Source organism: Nisaea sp. (assembly GCF_040217065.1).
Taxonomy (GTDB): domain Bacteria; phylum Pseudomonadota; class Alphaproteobacteria; order Thalassobaculales; family Thalassobaculaceae; genus Nisaea.
In genome coordinates this window covers 490,064-507,328 of the sequence record NZ_JAVJNX010000008.1, presented here as the reverse complement: position 1 = coordinate 507,328, position 17,265 = coordinate 490,064, and the positions used below count along the sequence as shown (strand labels likewise).

Below are 17,265 nucleotides of genomic sequence, written 5' to 3'. Positions count from 1 at the left end.
TATTTCCGGGAATTTTGGGGACACACACCTTATTTCCGGCCCCGCCCCTCCCATGACACCGGCATGGCACGTTTGGCGCGCGTGGTCGTGCCCGGTCTCGCCCATCATGTGACGCAGAGGGGCAACCGGAGACAGACCACCTTCTTTTCAGATGCGGACTACGCGGCTTATCTGCAAATCCTGGCCGAGGCGCTGCCCCGCGCCCGCGTTGCGCTCCAGGCCTATTGCCTGATGCCAAACCACGTCCATCTCATCCTTGCGCCGGAGAAGGCCGACGGTCTGGCAAAAGCTCTGGGCGAGACACACCAGCGCTACACACAGAGGGTCAATTTGCGGGAAGGCTGGCGTGGTTACCTCTGGCAGGGCCGGTTCGCCTCCTTCCCGCTCGACGCCGCGCATCTGATCGCGGCGGCGCGCTATGTGGAGCTGAATCCGGTGCGCGCCCGGCTCGCGGCCCGGCCGGAAGACTGGGTCTGGTCGAGCGCCCGCGCCCATCTCGGCCTCGATGCAGCGGAGCAAAGAGGTGCCGCCGACCGCATCCTGACGTCAGACCTGCCGGACATGATCGGGGACTGGCGGCGCTTCCTCGATGGCGGCATCGCGCCGGAACTGACGGACCTGATCAGGCGCCACGAGCGGACGGGGCGACCGCTCGGGAGCGACGGGTTTCTGAAGGATCTGGAACAGCGGCTCGGCAGGAGACTCAGAAAGCGGAAACCGGGCCCGAAGACGGACGCGACAAAGCTGTCATGACACGAATAATTAAGGTGTGTGTCCCCATAACTCCGTGTCCCCATAACTCCCGCCATAACTCACCCGCTCAAGTTCACGGACACTTTAAACTCCTATGCAAGACCCCAATCACTCACACGCTCGAGTCCGGAAACACAGTTCAAACCATTCTCGCGTTTCGGAAATAACATCGCGCAATAACTTATCTATATCCGAAAAATTCATCCCATTTTCTATTGTTTTATTATACAACATTCGCAATATAAAAATATCCACACCATGATAATACACCACATTTTCATTTGACGATAAGATGCTGTCTTTTATTAAATTCGAATCGTTTGAAATTCCATATATCTGAATAATTTCTTCAAAAGAGCATGACATATAATGATTACTGTTATTTTTGTCCAAAATTGAAACAATCGAATTTTTGATAAGTCCTAATTTTTCATCTAACCAAACTAATGCAAAGCAATATTTTCCCGAGAACAAAGATTGATTGTATATATTATTTTCTCTTTTCATTTTATTCACCAAATTTAGAAACTCTTTCTCTCTTAGTGATTCTATTTGAACATTAACTTGATTGAAAAGCCTTATATTTCTATTTCTTATTTTTAATTCGACAGGCATTACTTCTGTAATTTCGCGAAGAGACATAAGAATTTCTCTAATGAAATTGACCTTACTTTCACCGATGTTTTTTTTGTTTAAAATATAGAATGTAAATGAATTTTTGAATTTGTTTAGTCCTGTTTTTTTGTAACCAGGAAGAGAGTACTCCACCTTGTAAACAGTCTGACGGAAAAACTCTTCAATATCGCGATCTTCGAGCGCTTCGATTTCTTCCAAATACGCTGCTCGCGGTTTTCCCAGGAATAGAGTTTCATCCGTCCGGTAGCCGATCGGATCAAACCCCTCTTCCGCAGATGCAGGGCTCTGCTGCTCAAGCGAATAAAACGCTACCGTTAACAGCAAGCAACCAGCCAAAAGGAATACAGTGAGTGCCCGCATGAGCTTTCCGCGGCTATGAAAAAGCATAGGCAAATTGTTCCATTTCTCTCCGGATATCCGACGATTCCACATACCGAACAGACCACTTCTGAATACGATTGAACCCTACCCATATACGACACCCACGCCAACAAACTTCGCCGCGCATTTGATCCAATTTTCCCGCCTTGCGTGCGCCATTCTCAACGCTCCCTCAGGCTTTCCCGCTGGTACCGCAGCACCGGAGCAAGTAAGTACTCAATCAACCGCCGCTCGCCGGTAATGATGTCCACCGTCACAGCCATGCCCGGCGCCAGCGTCCGGCGCCCCCGCGCCTGGAATGCCGCGACCGCGTCCGGGTCCAGATCAATCCGCGCCTCGTAGGGCTGCGGGCCCTGTCCGGCACCCACCTGGCCGGCGGAGCTTGCCGCCGAGGACGTGCCTTCGCTGCAGCCTTTCTCCGCCTCGGCGGAAAGCGCCGTGACGGTGCCGCTGAGTGTGCCGTGGCTGACAAAGGGGTAGCCTTCGACCTTCACCTCGACACGCTGGCCCCGACGAACCCAGCCGACATCCTTGCAGCGGAGCAAAGAGGCGCCGCCGACCGCATCCTGACGTCAGATCTGCCGGACATGATCGGAGACTGGCGGCGCTTCCTCGATGGCGGCATCGCGCCGGAACTGACGGACCTGATCAGGCGCCACGAGTGGACGGGGCGGCCGCTCGGGAGCTACAGATTTCTGAAGGATCTGGAACAGCGGCTCGGCAGGAGACTCAGAAAGCGGAAACCGGGCCCGAAGACGGACGCGACAAAGCTATCATGACACGATTAATTAAGGTCTGTGTCTCCATAACCAATAAGGTCTGTGTCCCCATAACCAATGACACGATTAATTAAAGTGTGTCCCCATAACTCCCAACTTTACCCATTTGAAACGCCTTAAAATCTGCAGACTTGCACTATTAGAAAAACTTGAAGGGGTCCGACACGTACCTATACCGCCGCGGAGTCCAGACACCATCAATCTTGCTAAATGCCCATTTGAAGTACAGCTCAAGAGGCTTATCTAAATATATAACCCAGTACACCACAACAAACTCATCATGAATACGTTCAATTTTAAGTACTTTTTTATCTATTATCTTACCTCCTTTTGATGCTTTCAACATCTCGGAAAAATCTGATTTTATATTATTTTTTTCGAGAATACGCCCCATCCAAACAACGTACTCCTCTAAACCAAATTCACCGGTAGCACGAAGCGCTTGGACCATCCATTCTTCTGGATTTGATATATCACTATCAGGATAGAATTCCGCCGCCCCGCCTTCAAAACTCGAAAAAATCATTGAAATAGCGAGCAAAGCCACAATAAAACATGATCGCAAAGTTTCACAAACACTACACGTCGCATAATTTTTATTATCTATTTTCACAAGCATTTCTACCTCCAGATCATTTATTACTGATGAAAGAGAATAGTATTTCCGGTCGATTCACTCAAGAAGCGCACCTCCATCGCTTGGCCGGCTTTCTCATCGCCCTCATACCTTTATCGCTCCCGCAGGCTTTCTTTGCGATAGCGCAGCACCGGAGCAAGTAAGTACTCGATCAACCGCCGCTCGCCGGTAATGATGTCCACCGTCACAGCCATTCCGGGTGACAGCGTCCGACGTCCCCGCGCCTCGAAAGCCGCGACCGCGTCCTGGTCCAGATCAATCCGCGCCTCGTAGGGCTGCGGGCCCTGTCCGGCGTCAGCCTGGCCGGCGGAGCTCGCCGCCGAGGACGTGCCTTCGCTGCAGCCTTTCTCCGCCTCGGCGGAAAGCGCCGTGACGGTACCGCTCAGCGTGCCGTGGCTGACAAAGGAGTAGCCTTCGACCTTCACTTCGACCCGCTGGCCCCGGCGAACCCAGCCGACACCCTTGCAGCGGAGCAAAGAGGCGCCGCCGACCGCATCCTGACGTCAGACCTGCCGGACATGATCGGAGACTGGCGGCGCTTCCTCGATGGCGGCATCGCGCCGGAACTGACGGACCTGATCAGGCGCCACGAGCGGACGGGGCGGCCGCTCGGGAGCGACGGGTTTCTGAAGAATCTGGAACAGCGGCTCGGCAGGAGATTCAGAAAGCGGAAACCGGGCCCGAAGACGGACGCGACAAAGCTTTCATGACACGATTAATTAAGGTGTGTGTCCCCTTAATTCCTCGATTTGACGTGGTGTGTAGTTTTCTTCAATAGCTTGTTTCACTGCATCAAAATCGACATTTACCTCCTCCAGGAAACCATCACTATAGAGCCCCTCAATGTGAGGCTTTAAATATGCATTGTACCCTGCCGCCCCCGCAAACGAGCCAGCGGCAATAAACCCGAATTTTGCAACTGCATAGGCTGGCGTACCCTTTGGAATAGGCAAAAATTCTGCGGCATAATTTCCCGCTTCAGCTCCAATAGCAGCAGCTGTGCCTCCTAAAGATAAATGGGCAAACTCGGTCTCTAGTACTTGAGCACGACTTTCCGGACTAGCCAACGCTGCCTTAAACACAACCGCAGTAATATCTATAGACATACCCGCAGCACCGGAAATCAGCTTGACTCCCTTACCGGCCTCAAAACCCAGAATGTCCGAGCTAATCCCCGCATCGACAAATGCACCCTGAAGTGCAGCCACCACATCAATGATGGCGTCAGCCGTAGGTGTTATTCTTTCGGTTCCATAAACTGGAACCTCCAACCCCTCGAACGTAGAGTCTGACACAACTCACCTCAACGCCGTGAAAACCATAAAAAAGCCGACAGCATTACATGCGAAACAACAAGAAACGAAAAATAGGATAAAAAGTATACAATCAGAACGCACCATATTAATCGGAAATCAACTAAACCAACATCACCATATTGCAAAAATTTTTTACTTTTAAGATTCGACATAGAGACATTTAGAGCAATAAATATAACAATAAGGAACACCGACAACACAGCTGAATGTCTAATATTATTCCAAAATTCTAATTTAAAATGTCGGTTATAAATCTTAAAATGAAATATAGAATACTTTATAACAAATGCTAAGCCGACAAAAACAATCGATAAGAAGAAAAAAATAAATACAATAATCACATCGTTATAATCTATAATTAAATTACTATTCAAATCTAAAAAACCTAAGTACGGAAAATTAACATTAACGCCCGTTAATTTAAATTTTAACGACAATAGTAATTCCAATAAAACAAAAAACAAAACGAAAACAGAAGGAGCATAGAAATAATAAACTATACCAGACTTCAAAATTCTCCTTGATGAAATAGAATTGTGAAAAACAGCACCCTCTACATCAAAGTAATTTCCAGATTCTTCTTTTTCTTTTGAATTTGCTAAACTAATAAAAATCAACAATACTATACTCGCTATTGAAAAAATCTTAATCGCACCTGAAAAATTTACAAGAAAATAGACAGAAACCATAAAAGCTAAAACATAATAAATGTAAAATTTTATACTTAAATTAATTTCAGGAAAAGATAAACAACCAAAATCTTTCTCTTCAGAATTTCCACTGCCACCATTCATAAAAACATCACAATCCAATAAAATTTGTTAACCTGCATTTAGCAGTTACAGAAAGGCGCCGACATTGAGCGCATCGAACATCCCGCTCATCATGCATCTTGGTGCCTTGTATAAACCGCTGGTCAGAGCTTAGCCAAACAGGCACACATAACAACAAACATTGCTTCGCATTTGATCCAATTTCCCGTCTTACGTGCGTCGCGCTCACCGCTCCCTCAGGCTTTCTTTGCGATAGCGCAGAACAGGAGCAAGCAGATACTCGATCAACCGTCGCTCGCCAGTAATGATGTCCACCGTCACAGCCATTCCGGGTGACAGCGTCCGACGTCCCCGCGCCTCGAAAGCCGCGACCGCGTCCGGGTCCAGATCAATCCGCGCCTCGTAGGGCTGCGGGCCCTGTCCGGCCCCCGCCTGGCCTGCAGTGCCAGCCGCCGAGGATGTACCTTCGCTGTACCCTTTCTCCGCCTCGGCCGAGAGAGCCGTCACGGTCCCTCTCAGCGTGCCATGGCTGACGAAAGGATAGCCTTCGACTTTCACCTCAACCCGCTGCCCCCGGCGAACCCAGCCGACATCCTTGTTCAGCACCCGGGCCTCAACCCGTAGCGCCGCATCCGTCGGCACGATTTTCAGCAGCGGATCGCCCTCGCGCACCACCGCGCCGATACTGTGCACCGTCAGTTCCTGAATGGTGCCGGAGGCCGGCGCGTGCAGGGTTTTGCGCGATTGCCGCTGCCGCGCCTTGGCCAGATCGAGCGCGCCGCGCGCCGCCTCCCGCTCGGCCGCCTGCAACTCAGCAAGCCGGGCGGTCAGGAAGTCGGTCCGGACTTTCGCCAGGGTTTCGCGGGCCACCGCGATCGGCTAACGGACTACTCCGCCGCTGGCACCCGCGCCTCTTTCAGCGCCATCGCCTGCCGCTTCGCCAGCGCATCCACATCGAAATCCGCAATCAGATCCTGGAACAGCCGGTACCAGTTCACTTCCGCCTTCAGATGCAGGAACACCGAGCCCAGCCCGATCGCCGCGCGGTCCATCAGAACGAATTCGCGGGGCGGTTTGACGCCCCGCAGGCGGCGCAGTTCGACATGGACTTTTTCCGCCACCTCGCGGCCATACATGCCCGTGTTGGTTTCCTGGATGCGGCGGGCCTTGTCCTCCATCAGCGGGGCATAGATGAAGCGGGCCCACATGTTCAGAACCTCGACGGTTTCCGTGTCCAGCCCCTGGAAGCCCCAGCTTTCATAGGCATGCACCGCCAGCGCCTCGTCATTGGTCGACAGCGCGTTGTAGAGGTCGATGACGCCCTTGGCGAAGCTCGGCGGGAAGACGCGGATGCAGCCGAAATCGAGCAGGTTGACGGAGCCGTCCGGGCGGACCGAGTAGTTGCCGAGATGCGGGTCGCCGTGGATCACGCCATATTCGTAGAATGGCACGTACCAGGCCCGGAACATGTTGAGGGCGACCTGGTTGCGGCTTTCCTGATCGTCATGCGCGGCGATGAAATCGAGCAGCTTGGCGCCATCCAGCCAGTTCATGGTCAGCACGCGGGGTGTGGTCAGGGCCTCGACGCTTTGCGGCACATGAACGCCCGCCTCGTCCTTCAGCATCAGGCCATAGAGCGCCATGTGCCGGGCCTCGCGCTGGTAATCCAGCTCCTCCCGCAGGCGGGCGGAGAGTTCCTTGTAGATCTCGTCCGTATGGATCGCCTTGTCGTAGCGGGCATAGATCGAGAAAATCAGCCGGAGCTGGCGCAGGTCCGCCTCCACCGCGGACTGCATGTCCGGATATTGCAGCTTCACCGCCAGTGCGTTGCCGTCCGCATCCGTCGCCTTGTGCACCTGTCCGAGGGAGGCCGCCGCCGCCGCCTCATGCTCGAAATGGCCGAATTTCTGCTGCCAGCCGGCGCCCAGCTCCCGGCTCATCCGGCGCTTGACGAACAGCCAGCCCATGCTCGGCGCATCGGCCTGAAGCTGCACCAGCTCGTTGGTATATTCCTTCGGCAGCGCGTCCGGGATGGTGGCCAGAATCTGCGCCACCTTCATCAGCGGGCCCTTCAGGCCACCCAGGGCCTCGCGCAGCTCCGCCGCATGCGTGCCCTTGTCCAGCTTCATGCCGAGATAGCGTTCGCCCGCGACCCGCGCCGCGAGGCCGCCGACGGCGCCCGTCACCCTTGCATAGCGCTTCACGCGCCCGCCCAGGGAATTGCGTTCCTGATCTTTCATGGCCGTGAAGATAGGGTGCTATAGCGGTTTTGCTATATGCCTAAAAATAATTTTACGTCTCATATCAAGATTCAAACCCGGCTTCCATTCTCCGCCGAAGGCTGCTGCAAATTGCGTCCAGGCCAGGGAACAGACTACTTTCATCAACTCCCATTGCTTCAAGCTCTCTTCGAATATTGTTTATAGAATCAGCCGGCACCATCCATCGAATGATTTTAGCCTGCTCTTGCCAGCTGTTCTTACTGTTTTCAAATATCGGTTCAGCAGTAAAAACAGAATTCTGCAAAGCAACTCTTTGCGACAAATGAGGAGGCTCAAAAACTTCAATTTTATCTATAGACATAGGGTCTCTACGTGAAGATATATCAATCGGGTTACGACCATGACTATAAGCATAAACAACAGCATCTCGATCAGAATTACTATTAGATACTGCAAAAAATAATGCAAATAATGGATTTCTCGTCCAATCTAATAGCCTTGTCGGCAACCCATAGTGTTGAGCAATAGACAACCACTCCCAATCGTTCGTCGGTATTCTATTGACTTCCAAATAAGGAATCGCACGAAGTTTAAATTGGCTAAGTATTTTCCGCTCTACATCCACTCTTTTTTGCGAAAGAATAAATTTCCTATTATACCTCTCAACTCCACTCTCAAGTTTCCACATCGCATCTCTTTGACCTCGATAAAGCCAACTCGCACCACCGCATCTTTCTCGTATAAAACTAGAGAATTCAGATACAGACCCGATCATCCCCTCGCGCGAATCGCGACCAACAGGAGGAAAATAGATTTCGGCAACAGCCGGCACGGTATATATTTTCTCACTCAAACGAAAAGCTTGCCGGCCATTAAGAAAATATTCGTCAACCCCAAGCTCTTTTAAAACCCAGTCATCTGCAAAGTTAGGCCAAAGATCTTTTGCAGTATACTTTTTTCGTAGAATAGATTTTAAAAATTTTTCCTCCTCCCTCCAATCCTCTTGATAATTATCAATCTTTACTCTTTTTAGACGATAATTTATATATTTCTTATATACGCTATCAACATTACTGACGACTCTCTCAGGAATATTGCAAACAAACTCACCAACTATATCTGAATATCCCTCACCATATTGGCTGTACTCTACCGATCTCGCACTTCTCATATTTCCCGCTATTACAAAACAATTACTGATTGGATCAAATTTATTGTTAATCCAATATAATTTCCACTTCTCCATCTCTTCACTCACTATCTGGAGATGACATAAAAATCTGAGGCTCACATATATTGCTTCAGTCACTTACACAGAATAACCTTTTTCTATTCCCTTTGTTTTTTAGTGGAGTGTTCTCGGGGCGGGGCGAAACTCCCCACCGGCGGTAACATGAGGAAACCCATGAAGCCCGCGAGCGCCCGGCGAGTGCCGGGGTCAGCAGATTCGGTGCAACTCCGAAGCCGACGGTCACAGTCCGGATGAGAGAGAACGGCATGGGAGCGGAGACCGCCCGCGCGGGTTCCGTCCCCCTGTTTGTACTCGGCCTCGATTCCAGTGAGCGATACATGGAGTTGGAACCGATAATGACGACCTCACCAAAAGATACCGCAAGTGTGCCGGACGGCCGCATCGCCTTCATCCAGGCGAGCTGGCACAGCGACATGACCGACCGTGCCCGGGACGGCTTCACCGACGAGATGACGCAGCGCGGCTTCGATACGTCGAAGATCGATTGCTTCCGCGTCCCCGGCGCCTTCGAGATCCCGCTGACGGCCATGACGCTGATCGCCAGCGAGCGCTATGCGGCGGTCATCGCCTGCGGCTTCGTCGTCGATGGCGGCATTTACCGGCACGACTTTGTCGCCTCAACCGTGGTCGACGGGCTGATGCGGGTGCAGCTCGATACCGGCGTGCCGGTCTTCTCCGTCGTGCTGACGCCGCACCATTTCCACGAGACGGAGGACCATATCCGGTTCTTCTGCGATCACATGGAAGGCAAGGGCCGGGAAGCCGCCAGCGCCTGCCTCGACGTGCTTGCGCTGGAAGAAACGCTGGCGCCTTAAGGCCGCTCACCGCCTCCCGGACACGGTCCTCTCACCGGCACGTGAGTGGCCGTGTCCGGCTCTCTGCCCTATGTCTGGTGATGATTGTGTATCGCCGGAGGAATGTCATGCTGCTGAAGCGACTGAAGGGCTGGGAATTGCCGGAACGGGCAGTGACGCCGGAATCTGTTTTTCAGAACAGGCGCTCACTGTTGAAAGGCCTCGCCGCCGGCCCGATGATCCTGTCGGCCGCCGCGCTCGCGGGGTGCAGCGACGAGGCAAGCGCGGAGGCGGAGGCGGCGAAACAACTCGCCAACCTGCCGCCGGATCCCTCCTCGCACCTCTATCCGGTGAAACGGAACCCGGCCTATGCCGACGGCGGCCCGGGCCGTCCGATCACCGATCCGGACCTCGCCACCAGCTACAACAATTTCTACGAGTTCGGCAGCCACAAGAATATCAGCCGGGCCGCCCAGGCGCTGAAGATCCGCCCCTGGACCGTGACCATCGACGGCGATGTGGCGCAGCCGAAGACCATCGACATCGACGATCTGCTGGACCAGATGCCGCTCGAGGAGCGGGTCTACCGGCTGCGCTGCGTCGAGGCATGGTCCATGGTCGTGCCCTGGAGCGGTTTCCCGCTTTCGGCGCTGGTCAAGCTGGCGGAGCCGCTGTCCTCGGCGAAATATATCCGCATGGAAACCTTCATGGACCCGGAGACCGCCAAGGGTCAGAAGCAGCACTGGTATCCCTGGCCCTATATCGAGGGCCTGACCATCGAGGAGGCGATGAACGACCTGGCCTTCATCGCCACCGGTATCTACGGCAAACCGATGCCGCGACAGAACGGCGCGCCGCTCCGGCTGGCCGTGCCATGGAAATACGGGTTCAAATCGACCAAATCCATCGTCCGCTTCACCTTCACGTCCGAGCGTCCGGTCTCCTTCTGGGAGGAACTGCAGGCGAGCGAGTACGGGTTCTGGGCGAATGTGAATCCCGAAGTGCCGCATGCCCGCTGGAGCCAGGCCTCCGAGCGGCCGCTCGGCGGCGGCAACGACCGGATCCCGACCCTGCTCTATAACGGCTATGCCGAACAGGTCGCCGATCTGTACACGGGCATGCAGGGCGAGCGGCTCTTCACCTGACGAGGCAGTCAACCCGGACCGTCGCTACCCGAAACGGAAATCGTCAACCTTAACTTATTGTGGAATAAGGTACTGTCTGGAAATGTTATTTTAACGTTTCCAGATGTATTGCTCTGGCAAGACCCCGCACAGAGGTTCCGCTGACGAATGACCGCCGCTTCAAAAGAAAAGGCCATGACTGAGCTTCGCAAACGTCTTCCGCAAGCGAATGACAGTCTGTTCATGTTCTTCGGGGCCTGGCTGGACGCGCGGGGGGAAGCGCTGGTCCCACTGCGCAAAGAATTCTCTCCCGGCGCAATCCCCGCATTGCTGCGCTTTGTCTGGATCTACAAGTTCGACACGGACCGGAACGACTTTGTCTGCCAGCTGGCAGGCGAAGCCGTGAACGATGCATGGGGCAAGAGCATTCGCGGACGCACCCTGCGCGAGATCGTCGGAAATGTCGATTACCCCGCCGTGCGCGGGCGCTGGTTGGAGATCGTGGGCCGGCCCGCCATCATGTACGGCACAGTCAACGAACAACTGGCATTCCAGGAAACCTGGCGGGCAGAGCGGTTGATGCTGCCTATGGCATCGGCGGACGAAACGATCGATGTTGTCCTCGGCCTCAGCCTCTATACATTGCAATCTAGGGCCTCCGGCGCGACAACGGCCGCCTCCGACCTCACAGAGCACCATCCCTGCGAGGACTTCCTATAGACCCTATGCTCGCGACGGCGTGACGCGGCGATACATCACCAGATCCGTCTCGGCGATATGAACCAGCGGAAATGTCTTGGACAGATCGTTCAGGAACGCGAAGACGTCCGGCGCTTCCGGCTTGTAGTCATGCCACATGATGACACCCTCTTCCTTCAGCATGTTCAGCGCCTTGCGTGTATCGCTCTCGACATAAGAGCGGGTGTGGGCCCCGTCGATGAAGACCAGATCCACGCTCCCGCGCAACGGCTCCTCATCGTAGGATTTGCTGTCAGAGAATATCTGACTGACCTTCTTTTCCGTTGGCAGACCGTTGTAAAAAAATGTTTCGAACGAGGATTCCGCCGCCGCGATATCCCGGTGCTCCCGGTCATCGCCAAGTCCGAACTTCGTCTCGGCCAGATCGTCCGGGTGCAGGGTCAATGTATGGATCTCCGCATCCGGGGCGGCGTTCAGGGCGAAGACATGGGCCGTCTTGCCCGAGCAGGTGCCGAACTCGAAAATCCGCTTCGCGCCTTTGGCGAGAGCCGCCATGATCCAGGATTCCCGATCGGTGAGCGAGGCGACGACACCCTCACCGCCTATAAACCGTACCTCTGACTCCGGGCTCGGCCCGTAGCGCGTCATTCGGAAACAGGGTGCCACATCCTCCAGCTTCACCTTCCGGACCGGGTAGCTGGAAAAAACAAATTCCCGTTTCTTCCGGCGCCGAAGCTTCAGCATTCGTCGGGTGACCACATAGAGTGTTGCTAGTGAGAGCAGATTGGTCACGAAAAGAAGGGCTGTCAGCCAGGCTGGCCAATCGGGCATGGAGGATATTCCAGTGCTGAAGCAAAATCCGGATCGGACTGAGACATGACAATGCGGCGGATGCCTGTCAAGAAACCGCTTTTCGGTGTTCTGGAAAGCGGCGAAGAAAGGCCATGATGGGTCCGAAGCCCAAGAACCATGGGCTCTGCCTCACCGGCGCCATACATTTCACGTTCTCGGCCCCCGCGAACTGGGCCGGCCATTACCGTTGCGAAAGCTGCAGGCGGCAGACAGGGACCGCCCACACCACATAGCTCGATATTCCGCGCGAGGCGGTCGGTTTCACCGGTGCGCCCCCTGCGGTCTTCGTCTCCTCACGCGGCGTCGAGCGTCTGTTCTGCGGCACCTGCGGAACACCTCTCGCCTACCGTTCCGAAAAATTCGGGGATGAGATTCATCTGTTGACCGCAACGCCGGAAAACCCGGATTCGGTCACTCCCGCGCTCCATGAGTATTGGAGCGGGCGCCTTTTCCGGACGGCCTTTGACGACGAACTGCCTAAACATACTGGATCTTCTCATGAATGACCCTCGGACGGCTTGTTCCGGTGCGGCCTGCTGCTTATGTTCAAGAAGATATCCAGAGACTGGCCGCGACGCCCCCAGATAGCAGGACTGCCCGCCCCCATGACCGAACATCGCGAGAAAATTGTCATCATCGGATCCGGCGCCGCCGGACTGACCGCCGCCATCTATACCGCCCGCGCCAACCTGAAACCGGTGGTGCTTGCGGGCCTGCAGCCTGGCGGCCAGATGACGATCACCTCCGAGGTGGAGAATTATCCGGGCTTCGCTGATGTCATCCAGGGCCCCTGGCTGATGGAGCAGATGCAGAAACAGGCCGAACATGTCGGCGCGCGGATCGTCTACGATCTGGTGACCGCAGTCGACTTCTCCAAACGCCCTCACAGGCTGACCATGGATAGCGGCGACACGTTCCTCGCCGACGCTGTGATCATCGCCACCGGCGCGCAAGCCCGCTGGCTCGGCCTGGAGAGCGAGCAGACCTATAGCGGCAAGGGCGTCTCGGCCTGCGCCACCTGCGACGGCTTCTTCTTCCGCAACCAGGATGTCATCGTGGTCGGCGGCGGCAACACGGCGGTGGAGGAGGCCCTCTATCTCGCCAACATCGCCTCCAAGGTCACGCTTGTGCACCGCCGCGACTCGCTGCGGGCGGAGAAAATCATGCAGGAGCGCCTGTTCCGGCACGAGAAGATCGATGTCATCTGGGACAGCGCGGTCGAGGAAGTGCTCGGCGGCGACGGCCCGATGGCCGGCGTCGAGGGCGCCCGCATCAAGAACCTGAAAACCGGTGCAGTCTCCGAGATTGCCGCGACCGGGTTCTTCGTCGCCATCGGGCACGATCCGGCCACCAAACCCTTCGTGGAAGCGCTGGAAGCGGATGGCGAAGGCTATCTGATTACCGAAATAGGCAGCACCCGCACCTCGATTCCCGGCATTTATGCGGCGGGAGACTGTGTCGACAAGGTCTACCGGCAGGCCGTGACTGCGGCCGGAATGGGCTGCATGGCTGCACTGGAAGCGGAGAAATTCCTCGCGGCACTTGAGGATTCAGCAGCCGAAGCGGCGGAATAGATCCGGTACATCCCGGTAACGATCCGATAACCCTTTTGCCTTAAAGTGCTTTTTGCGTCGTGTTCCTCTGGCCCGCAGGACTCCACTGGCCTAGACTGACATCGGGAACGTTGAGCTAGAAAGCGAGATCGGTTCACCATGGCCATGGACTGGGACAAACTCCGGGTATTTCATGCGGTTGCGGAGGCTGGCAGCTTCACGCATGCCGGTGAGACGCTCAATCTCAGCCAGTCGGCCGTGAGTCGGCAGATCAGCCAGCTCGAAGACTCCCTCAAGGTGGCGCTCTTCCACCGCCATGCCCGCGGTCTGATCCTGACCGAACAGGGTGAGACCCTCTACCGGACAGCGCGAGACGTCTACGCCAAGCTCGCCGCCGCGGAAGCCAGCCTGTCGGAAGGCAAGGAACTGCCGCGCGGCCCGCTGAAGATCACCACACCGGTCGCTTTCGGCTCCACCTGGCTCGCATCGCGTATCGGCAAGTTTCTGGAGCGCTATCCGGAGATCATGGTCAACCTGATCATCGATGACGGCGAACTGGATCTCGGCATGCGGCAGGCGGACGTCGCCATCCGCCTTACGCCGCCACGCCAGCCGGACCTGATCCAGCGCCACCTGAAGATCATCAAGCTGCATCTCTATGCCTCCCCATCCTATCTGAAGAATGCGGGCGTGCCGCAGACGGCCGAAGAGTTGCAGAATCACCGTCTGGTGCTGTACGGGGACACACCACATCCGCCCTTTCCCAACGTGAACTGGCTGCGCGACCTTGCCACGGGCGGAAACCGGCGCATGCACACGAACACTTTCTCGGTGAACAACTACTACGCAATCCTGCGCGCGGTGCAGGGCGGCGTCGGGATTGCGGCGATTCCGGACTACCTGGCGCAGGAAGACAGCAGTCTGGTGCGCATCATGCCGGACATCGAAGGTCCGCAAGTGCCGACCTATTTCGTCTATCCGGAGGAATTGCGGCATTCGAAAAGAATTACCGTATTGCGCGATTTTCTCATCCAGGAAGTTGCGCTGACACAATTCTGATTTTCATGAGGCGATGGTGATTTCCACCACAGACACCTCAACATTAATGCCTTATCGATAAATCCACTTCGATTTAAAGCGGTAATTGCGTCAATAATTTGACATTGGAAAGCAAATGGCCATGCATTTTTTGCATATCCGGGCTGATCAAAAATGCATAGCCGTTAACGAGTTATAGACATATCTAACACATTATCACGGTGCTGCTTTGCAGCATCTTCTCTTCAGGCCCCCGCCTGAAGGTAAGGGCCCTTCGGGGTCCTACGTCTCCCAGACGTGAAGCCTCCCTGTTCAACTTGCCGGGAACTTAACAGTTCCCGGCATTTTTTCTTTCTGAGCATATAGGCCGATCCCAAGAAGCCACGTGCCTGGCCATCGCGACAGCCAGGCCAGTCCGGCCACAGCCGTTTTTTCTCCTCTGCATGCACCTCTCACCGGAGCAATCGATACGGCCTGCCGACGGCGGTCCGCCAGACAGGCAGGCATATTCCGGATAACCGGATTGAACAGCCTTGCCGAGCCACACAGGAATGGGACGCCAGACCTGAGGCACCGCACATCCAACACCTGCTTTTCTCCCGCCGGCTTTAATTGCACCATACGGTCAGGTCCCATCATTCGAGAGCAAACGGAGACTGGGCGTGACCGCCGACCATCTAGACGAAGTCATGCGCTACAAGCTTCTGGAATACAGCACCTGCACGGATCTCGGGGCAAAGGGTTTCGAGCAACTGAACCGCCTCGCCATTGCCTCTCTGATCTTCAACGGCACGCTCGCTGCGGCCCTGGGTTTCGCAACGGACAAGATTGTTTCCCGGACAGAAACAGCTGTTGCCATCAATACAGACACCGTGTTCGCTATCGGGCTGCTGGCGCTGCTCATTATCGCCGTGGTCTTCAATCTTGGCGCAATGATGTCGAACATCTTTTTCTGGCGCATGCTGAAGGCGATCGCGGAACGGCACCGGGCTGTCGATCAGGAGATCGTCACCCTGCTGGCAACACACGGGACCAGCAGGCATGCCGCTGACCCGAAACCGGAAGCAGAGGCTGCCGGCGGTAGGCCGGCAAGACTGTCCGACGCGGTCTATGAGTCAGTTTTCGGCTATCCGAATCATATCCTGATCAAAGTGCTGACAAAGTCCGTCTTCCAAACACGAAACCTGACGATCGCCTTCTACTCCCTGATAATCGGCGGCTGGCTTTCCTACGTGTCCGCAATCCTCTACGGGCTCAAGTCTCCCTTGGCTCAGTGGGCAGTAAAACTCATCCCGATCGGGCGCCTGTTCGACCTTCCGGCCCCCATGTGAAGAATGACGAGCGTGCCGGCTCCTCGCTGTTCTATTCCGCCGCGTCGGGTACCGGCACCGGCGGCAAGGCTTCCAGCTGGGCCTCGAAGGCGCGCAGCCGCTTGTAGACCGAGATCAGCTCCACAATGGTGCTCCAGCTCCTGACCAGAAACTGGAAGGAAGATTCCACCCGGCCAAACGCCCGGACGATTTGCTGCATGACACCGAGCGTGATGGCACCGGCAACGATGGTCGGCGCGAGCGCGATATAGGGTACAAGCACGCCAAACTGCAGATAGCTCCATTTGGCGATGTCGAAATACATGTAGTGAAAAAACAGCCGGAAATAATTCCGCCGGACATTCTGGAACAGTTCCCATACGGTCGGCGGTGCCGCACGGTCCTCGTGGTCCTCCCCGTAGACCAGCTCCTTCCGGTAGGCCGCCTCGACCTTCTGGTTATTGAATTCGAGCCCCGGCAGCTTGACACCGACCACGGCCAGCACGGCGGTCCCGAAAAGGGCGAAGAGGATCGCGACGTAAACCAGCGCGTGCTCGACCTCGCCAAAGAACGGCACCTCCTTCACCTGCTTCGAGAGAACCCAGAGGATCGGCAGAAAGGCGACCAGGGTCATCAACGAATCGAGCAGATTGCTGCCGAGCGTTTCCATGATGTTGGCAAATCGCTTGGTGTCTTCCTGAACCCGCTGACTCGCCCCTTCGATATGGCGCAGGCGCTGCCAGTGTGACATGTAGAAATTGTTCATCGCCTGGCGCCAGCGAAACACCCAGTGCTTGGTGAAAAAACCCAGGAAAACCGCCACGAAAATATAGATCCCGGCAATCTGCCCGAATGTCAGAAGCAGCGCGTAGAATTCTCCGATGGTGATGCTGCCCGGCTCGCCGAGCGCTTTCTGGACAGTGTCGTAGAATCCGCCGAACCACTCATTGATCTGAACGTCGAGCTGCACCTGGTACCAGGTGCCTCCGAAGATCAACGCCATACCAACCCACGACCAGACCGCCCACTCGCGGGTCAGAAAGAAGGATCGAAACATCAGGTCACCTGTTTTCGGTTCAGTTCAATTGCAGGATGTATAGGCAGATTGCCGCCGGAACAACTGGACACGCGGCCTTCCCAGACGGA

21 protein-coding genes and 1 riboswitch are annotated in these 17,265 nt (G+C 55.3%); of the genes, 10 read left to right on the top strand and 11 right to left on the bottom strand.

Features of this window, described 5'->3' with window-relative positions:
- Window positions 1-63 precede the first annotated feature (63 nt).
- The gene (locus RH950_RS11500) at window positions 64-753 is read left to right on the top strand and encodes a transposase (protein ID WP_350056817.1); all 690 of its coding nucleotides are present in this window, start codon (window positions 64-66) and stop codon (window positions 751-753) included.
- A gap of 108 nt (window positions 754-861) precedes the next feature.
- Here RH950_RS11500 and RH950_RS11495 read toward each other — a convergent pair whose 3' ends face one another.
- Window positions 862-1,749, bottom strand: coding sequence for a DUF2927 domain-containing protein (locus tag RH950_RS11495; RefSeq protein ID WP_350056815.1), 888 nt, complete (start codon window positions 1,747-1,749; stop codon window positions 862-864).
- A 182-nt stretch (window positions 1,750-1,931) separates the two neighbouring features.
- Window positions 1,932-2,315 carry a beta-barrel domain-containing protein gene (locus tag RH950_RS11490; RefSeq protein WP_350056813.1) on the bottom strand — a complete coding sequence of 128 codons (384 nt, stop codon included), beginning with the start codon at window positions 2,313-2,315 and terminating at the stop codon, window positions 1,932-1,934.
- Between the two features lie 42 nt (window positions 2,316-2,357).
- Here RH950_RS11490 and RH950_RS11485 point away from each other — a divergent pair, with 42 nt between their 5' ends.
- The gene (locus RH950_RS11485; protein WP_350056811.1) at window positions 2,358-2,549 is read left to right on the top strand and encodes a hypothetical protein; all 192 of its coding nucleotides are present in this window, start codon (window positions 2,358-2,360) and stop codon (window positions 2,547-2,549) included.
- Window positions 2,550-2,688: 139 nt separating this feature from the next.
- Here the strand turns inward: RH950_RS11485 and RH950_RS11480 are convergent, their stop codons facing one another.
- Window positions 2,689-3,168 carry a hypothetical protein gene (locus RH950_RS11480; protein WP_350056810.1) on the bottom strand — a complete coding sequence of 160 codons (480 nt, stop codon included), beginning with the start codon at window positions 3,166-3,168 and terminating at the stop codon, window positions 2,689-2,691.
- Between the two features lie 110 nt (window positions 3,169-3,278).
- Window positions 3,279-3,662, bottom strand: coding sequence for a beta-barrel domain-containing protein (locus RH950_RS11475; protein WP_350056808.1), 384 nt, complete (start codon window positions 3,660-3,662; stop codon window positions 3,279-3,281).
- 42 nt (window positions 3,663-3,704) lie between these two features.
- Between RH950_RS11475 and RH950_RS11470 the strand changes: the two genes are divergently transcribed.
- Window positions 3,705-3,896, top strand: coding sequence for a hypothetical protein (locus RH950_RS11470; RefSeq protein WP_350056806.1), 192 nt, complete (start codon window positions 3,705-3,707; stop codon window positions 3,894-3,896).
- 9 nt (window positions 3,897-3,905) lie between these two features.
- Here RH950_RS11470 and RH950_RS11465 read toward each other — a convergent pair whose 3' ends face one another.
- From RH950_RS11465 to RH950_RS11445, 5 genes are all read right to left on the bottom strand, one after another.
- Window positions 3,906-4,481 (bottom strand): hypothetical protein, encoded by a 576-nt coding sequence (locus tag RH950_RS11465; RefSeq protein WP_350056804.1) that lies wholly within the window; start codon window positions 4,479-4,481, stop codon window positions 3,906-3,908.
- Window positions 4,482-4,489: 8 nt separating this feature from the next.
- Window positions 4,490-5,296: a hypothetical protein gene (locus RH950_RS11460; protein ID WP_350056802.1), complete on the bottom strand. Its 807-nt coding sequence runs from the start codon at window positions 5,294-5,296 to the stop codon at window positions 4,490-4,492.
- A gap of 204 nt (window positions 5,297-5,500) precedes the next feature.
- A complete protein-coding gene (locus tag RH950_RS11455; protein ID WP_350056800.1) occupies window positions 5,501-6,145 on the bottom strand; it encodes a beta-barrel domain-containing protein in 645 nt (214 codons plus the stop codon).
- A gap of 17 nt (window positions 6,146-6,162) precedes the next feature.
- Complete coding sequence (locus RH950_RS11450) at window positions 6,163-7,515, bottom strand: ABC1 kinase family protein (RefSeq protein ID WP_350056798.1); 1,353 nt, start codon at window positions 7,513-7,515, stop codon at window positions 6,163-6,165.
- 64 nt (window positions 7,516-7,579) lie between these two features.
- Window positions 7,580-8,743 (bottom strand): FRG domain-containing protein, encoded by a 1,164-nt coding sequence (locus RH950_RS11445; protein ID WP_350056796.1) that lies wholly within the window; start codon window positions 8,741-8,743, stop codon window positions 7,580-7,582.
- Window positions 8,744-8,848: 105 nt separating this feature from the next.
- Window positions 8,849-8,995: riboswitch (FMN riboswitch) on the top strand.
- A gap of 89 nt (window positions 8,996-9,084) precedes the next feature.
- Between RH950_RS11445 and RH950_RS11440 the strand changes: the two genes are divergently transcribed.
- From RH950_RS11440 to RH950_RS11430, 3 genes are all read left to right on the top strand, one after another.
- Window positions 9,085-9,564 carry a 6,7-dimethyl-8-ribityllumazine synthase gene (locus RH950_RS11440; protein WP_350056794.1) on the top strand — a complete coding sequence of 160 codons (480 nt, stop codon included), beginning with the start codon at window positions 9,085-9,087 and terminating at the stop codon, window positions 9,562-9,564.
- Between the two features lie 107 nt (window positions 9,565-9,671).
- Complete coding sequence (gene msrP / locus RH950_RS11435; protein WP_350056792.1) at window positions 9,672-10,688, top strand: protein-methionine-sulfoxide reductase catalytic subunit MsrP; 1,017 nt, start codon at window positions 9,672-9,674, stop codon at window positions 10,686-10,688.
- A 174-nt stretch (window positions 10,689-10,862) separates the two neighbouring features.
- On the top strand, window positions 10,863-11,387 hold the full coding sequence (locus RH950_RS11430) for a PAS domain-containing protein (RefSeq protein ID WP_350056790.1): 525 nt from the start codon (window positions 10,863-10,865) through the stop codon (window positions 11,385-11,387).
- A gap of 3 nt (window positions 11,388-11,390) precedes the next feature.
- Here RH950_RS11430 and RH950_RS11425 read toward each other — a convergent pair whose 3' ends face one another.
- The gene (locus tag RH950_RS11425) at window positions 11,391-12,197 is read right to left on the bottom strand and encodes a class I SAM-dependent methyltransferase (RefSeq protein WP_350056788.1); all 807 of its coding nucleotides are present in this window, start codon (window positions 12,195-12,197) and stop codon (window positions 11,391-11,393) included.
- Window positions 12,198-12,457: 260 nt separating this feature from the next.
- Between RH950_RS11425 and RH950_RS11420 the strand changes: the two genes are divergently transcribed.
- From RH950_RS11420 to RH950_RS11405, 4 genes are all read left to right on the top strand, one after another.
- Window positions 12,458-12,724: a GFA family protein gene (locus RH950_RS11420; protein WP_350057120.1), complete on the top strand. Its 267-nt coding sequence runs from the start codon at window positions 12,458-12,460 to the stop codon at window positions 12,722-12,724.
- A gap of 99 nt (window positions 12,725-12,823) precedes the next feature.
- The gene (trxB, locus tag RH950_RS11415) at window positions 12,824-13,792 is read left to right on the top strand and encodes a thioredoxin-disulfide reductase (protein WP_350056786.1); all 969 of its coding nucleotides are present in this window, start codon (window positions 12,824-12,826) and stop codon (window positions 13,790-13,792) included.
- A gap of 144 nt (window positions 13,793-13,936) precedes the next feature.
- Window positions 13,937-14,830, top strand: a complete 894-nt coding sequence (locus RH950_RS11410; protein WP_350057118.1) for a LysR family transcriptional regulator — start codon at window positions 13,937-13,939, stop codon at window positions 14,828-14,830.
- Between the two features lie 641 nt (window positions 14,831-15,471).
- A complete protein-coding gene (locus RH950_RS11405) occupies window positions 15,472-16,140 on the top strand; it encodes a hypothetical protein (protein ID WP_350056784.1) in 669 nt (222 codons plus the stop codon).
- A 31-nt stretch (window positions 16,141-16,171) separates the two neighbouring features.
- Here RH950_RS11405 and sbmA read toward each other — a convergent pair whose 3' ends face one another.
- Window positions 16,172-17,176 carry a peptide antibiotic transporter SbmA gene (gene sbmA / locus RH950_RS11400; protein ID WP_350056782.1) on the bottom strand — a complete coding sequence of 335 codons (1,005 nt, stop codon included), beginning with the start codon at window positions 17,174-17,176 and terminating at the stop codon, window positions 16,172-16,174.
- Between the last annotated feature and the right edge of the window lie 89 nt (window positions 17,177-17,265).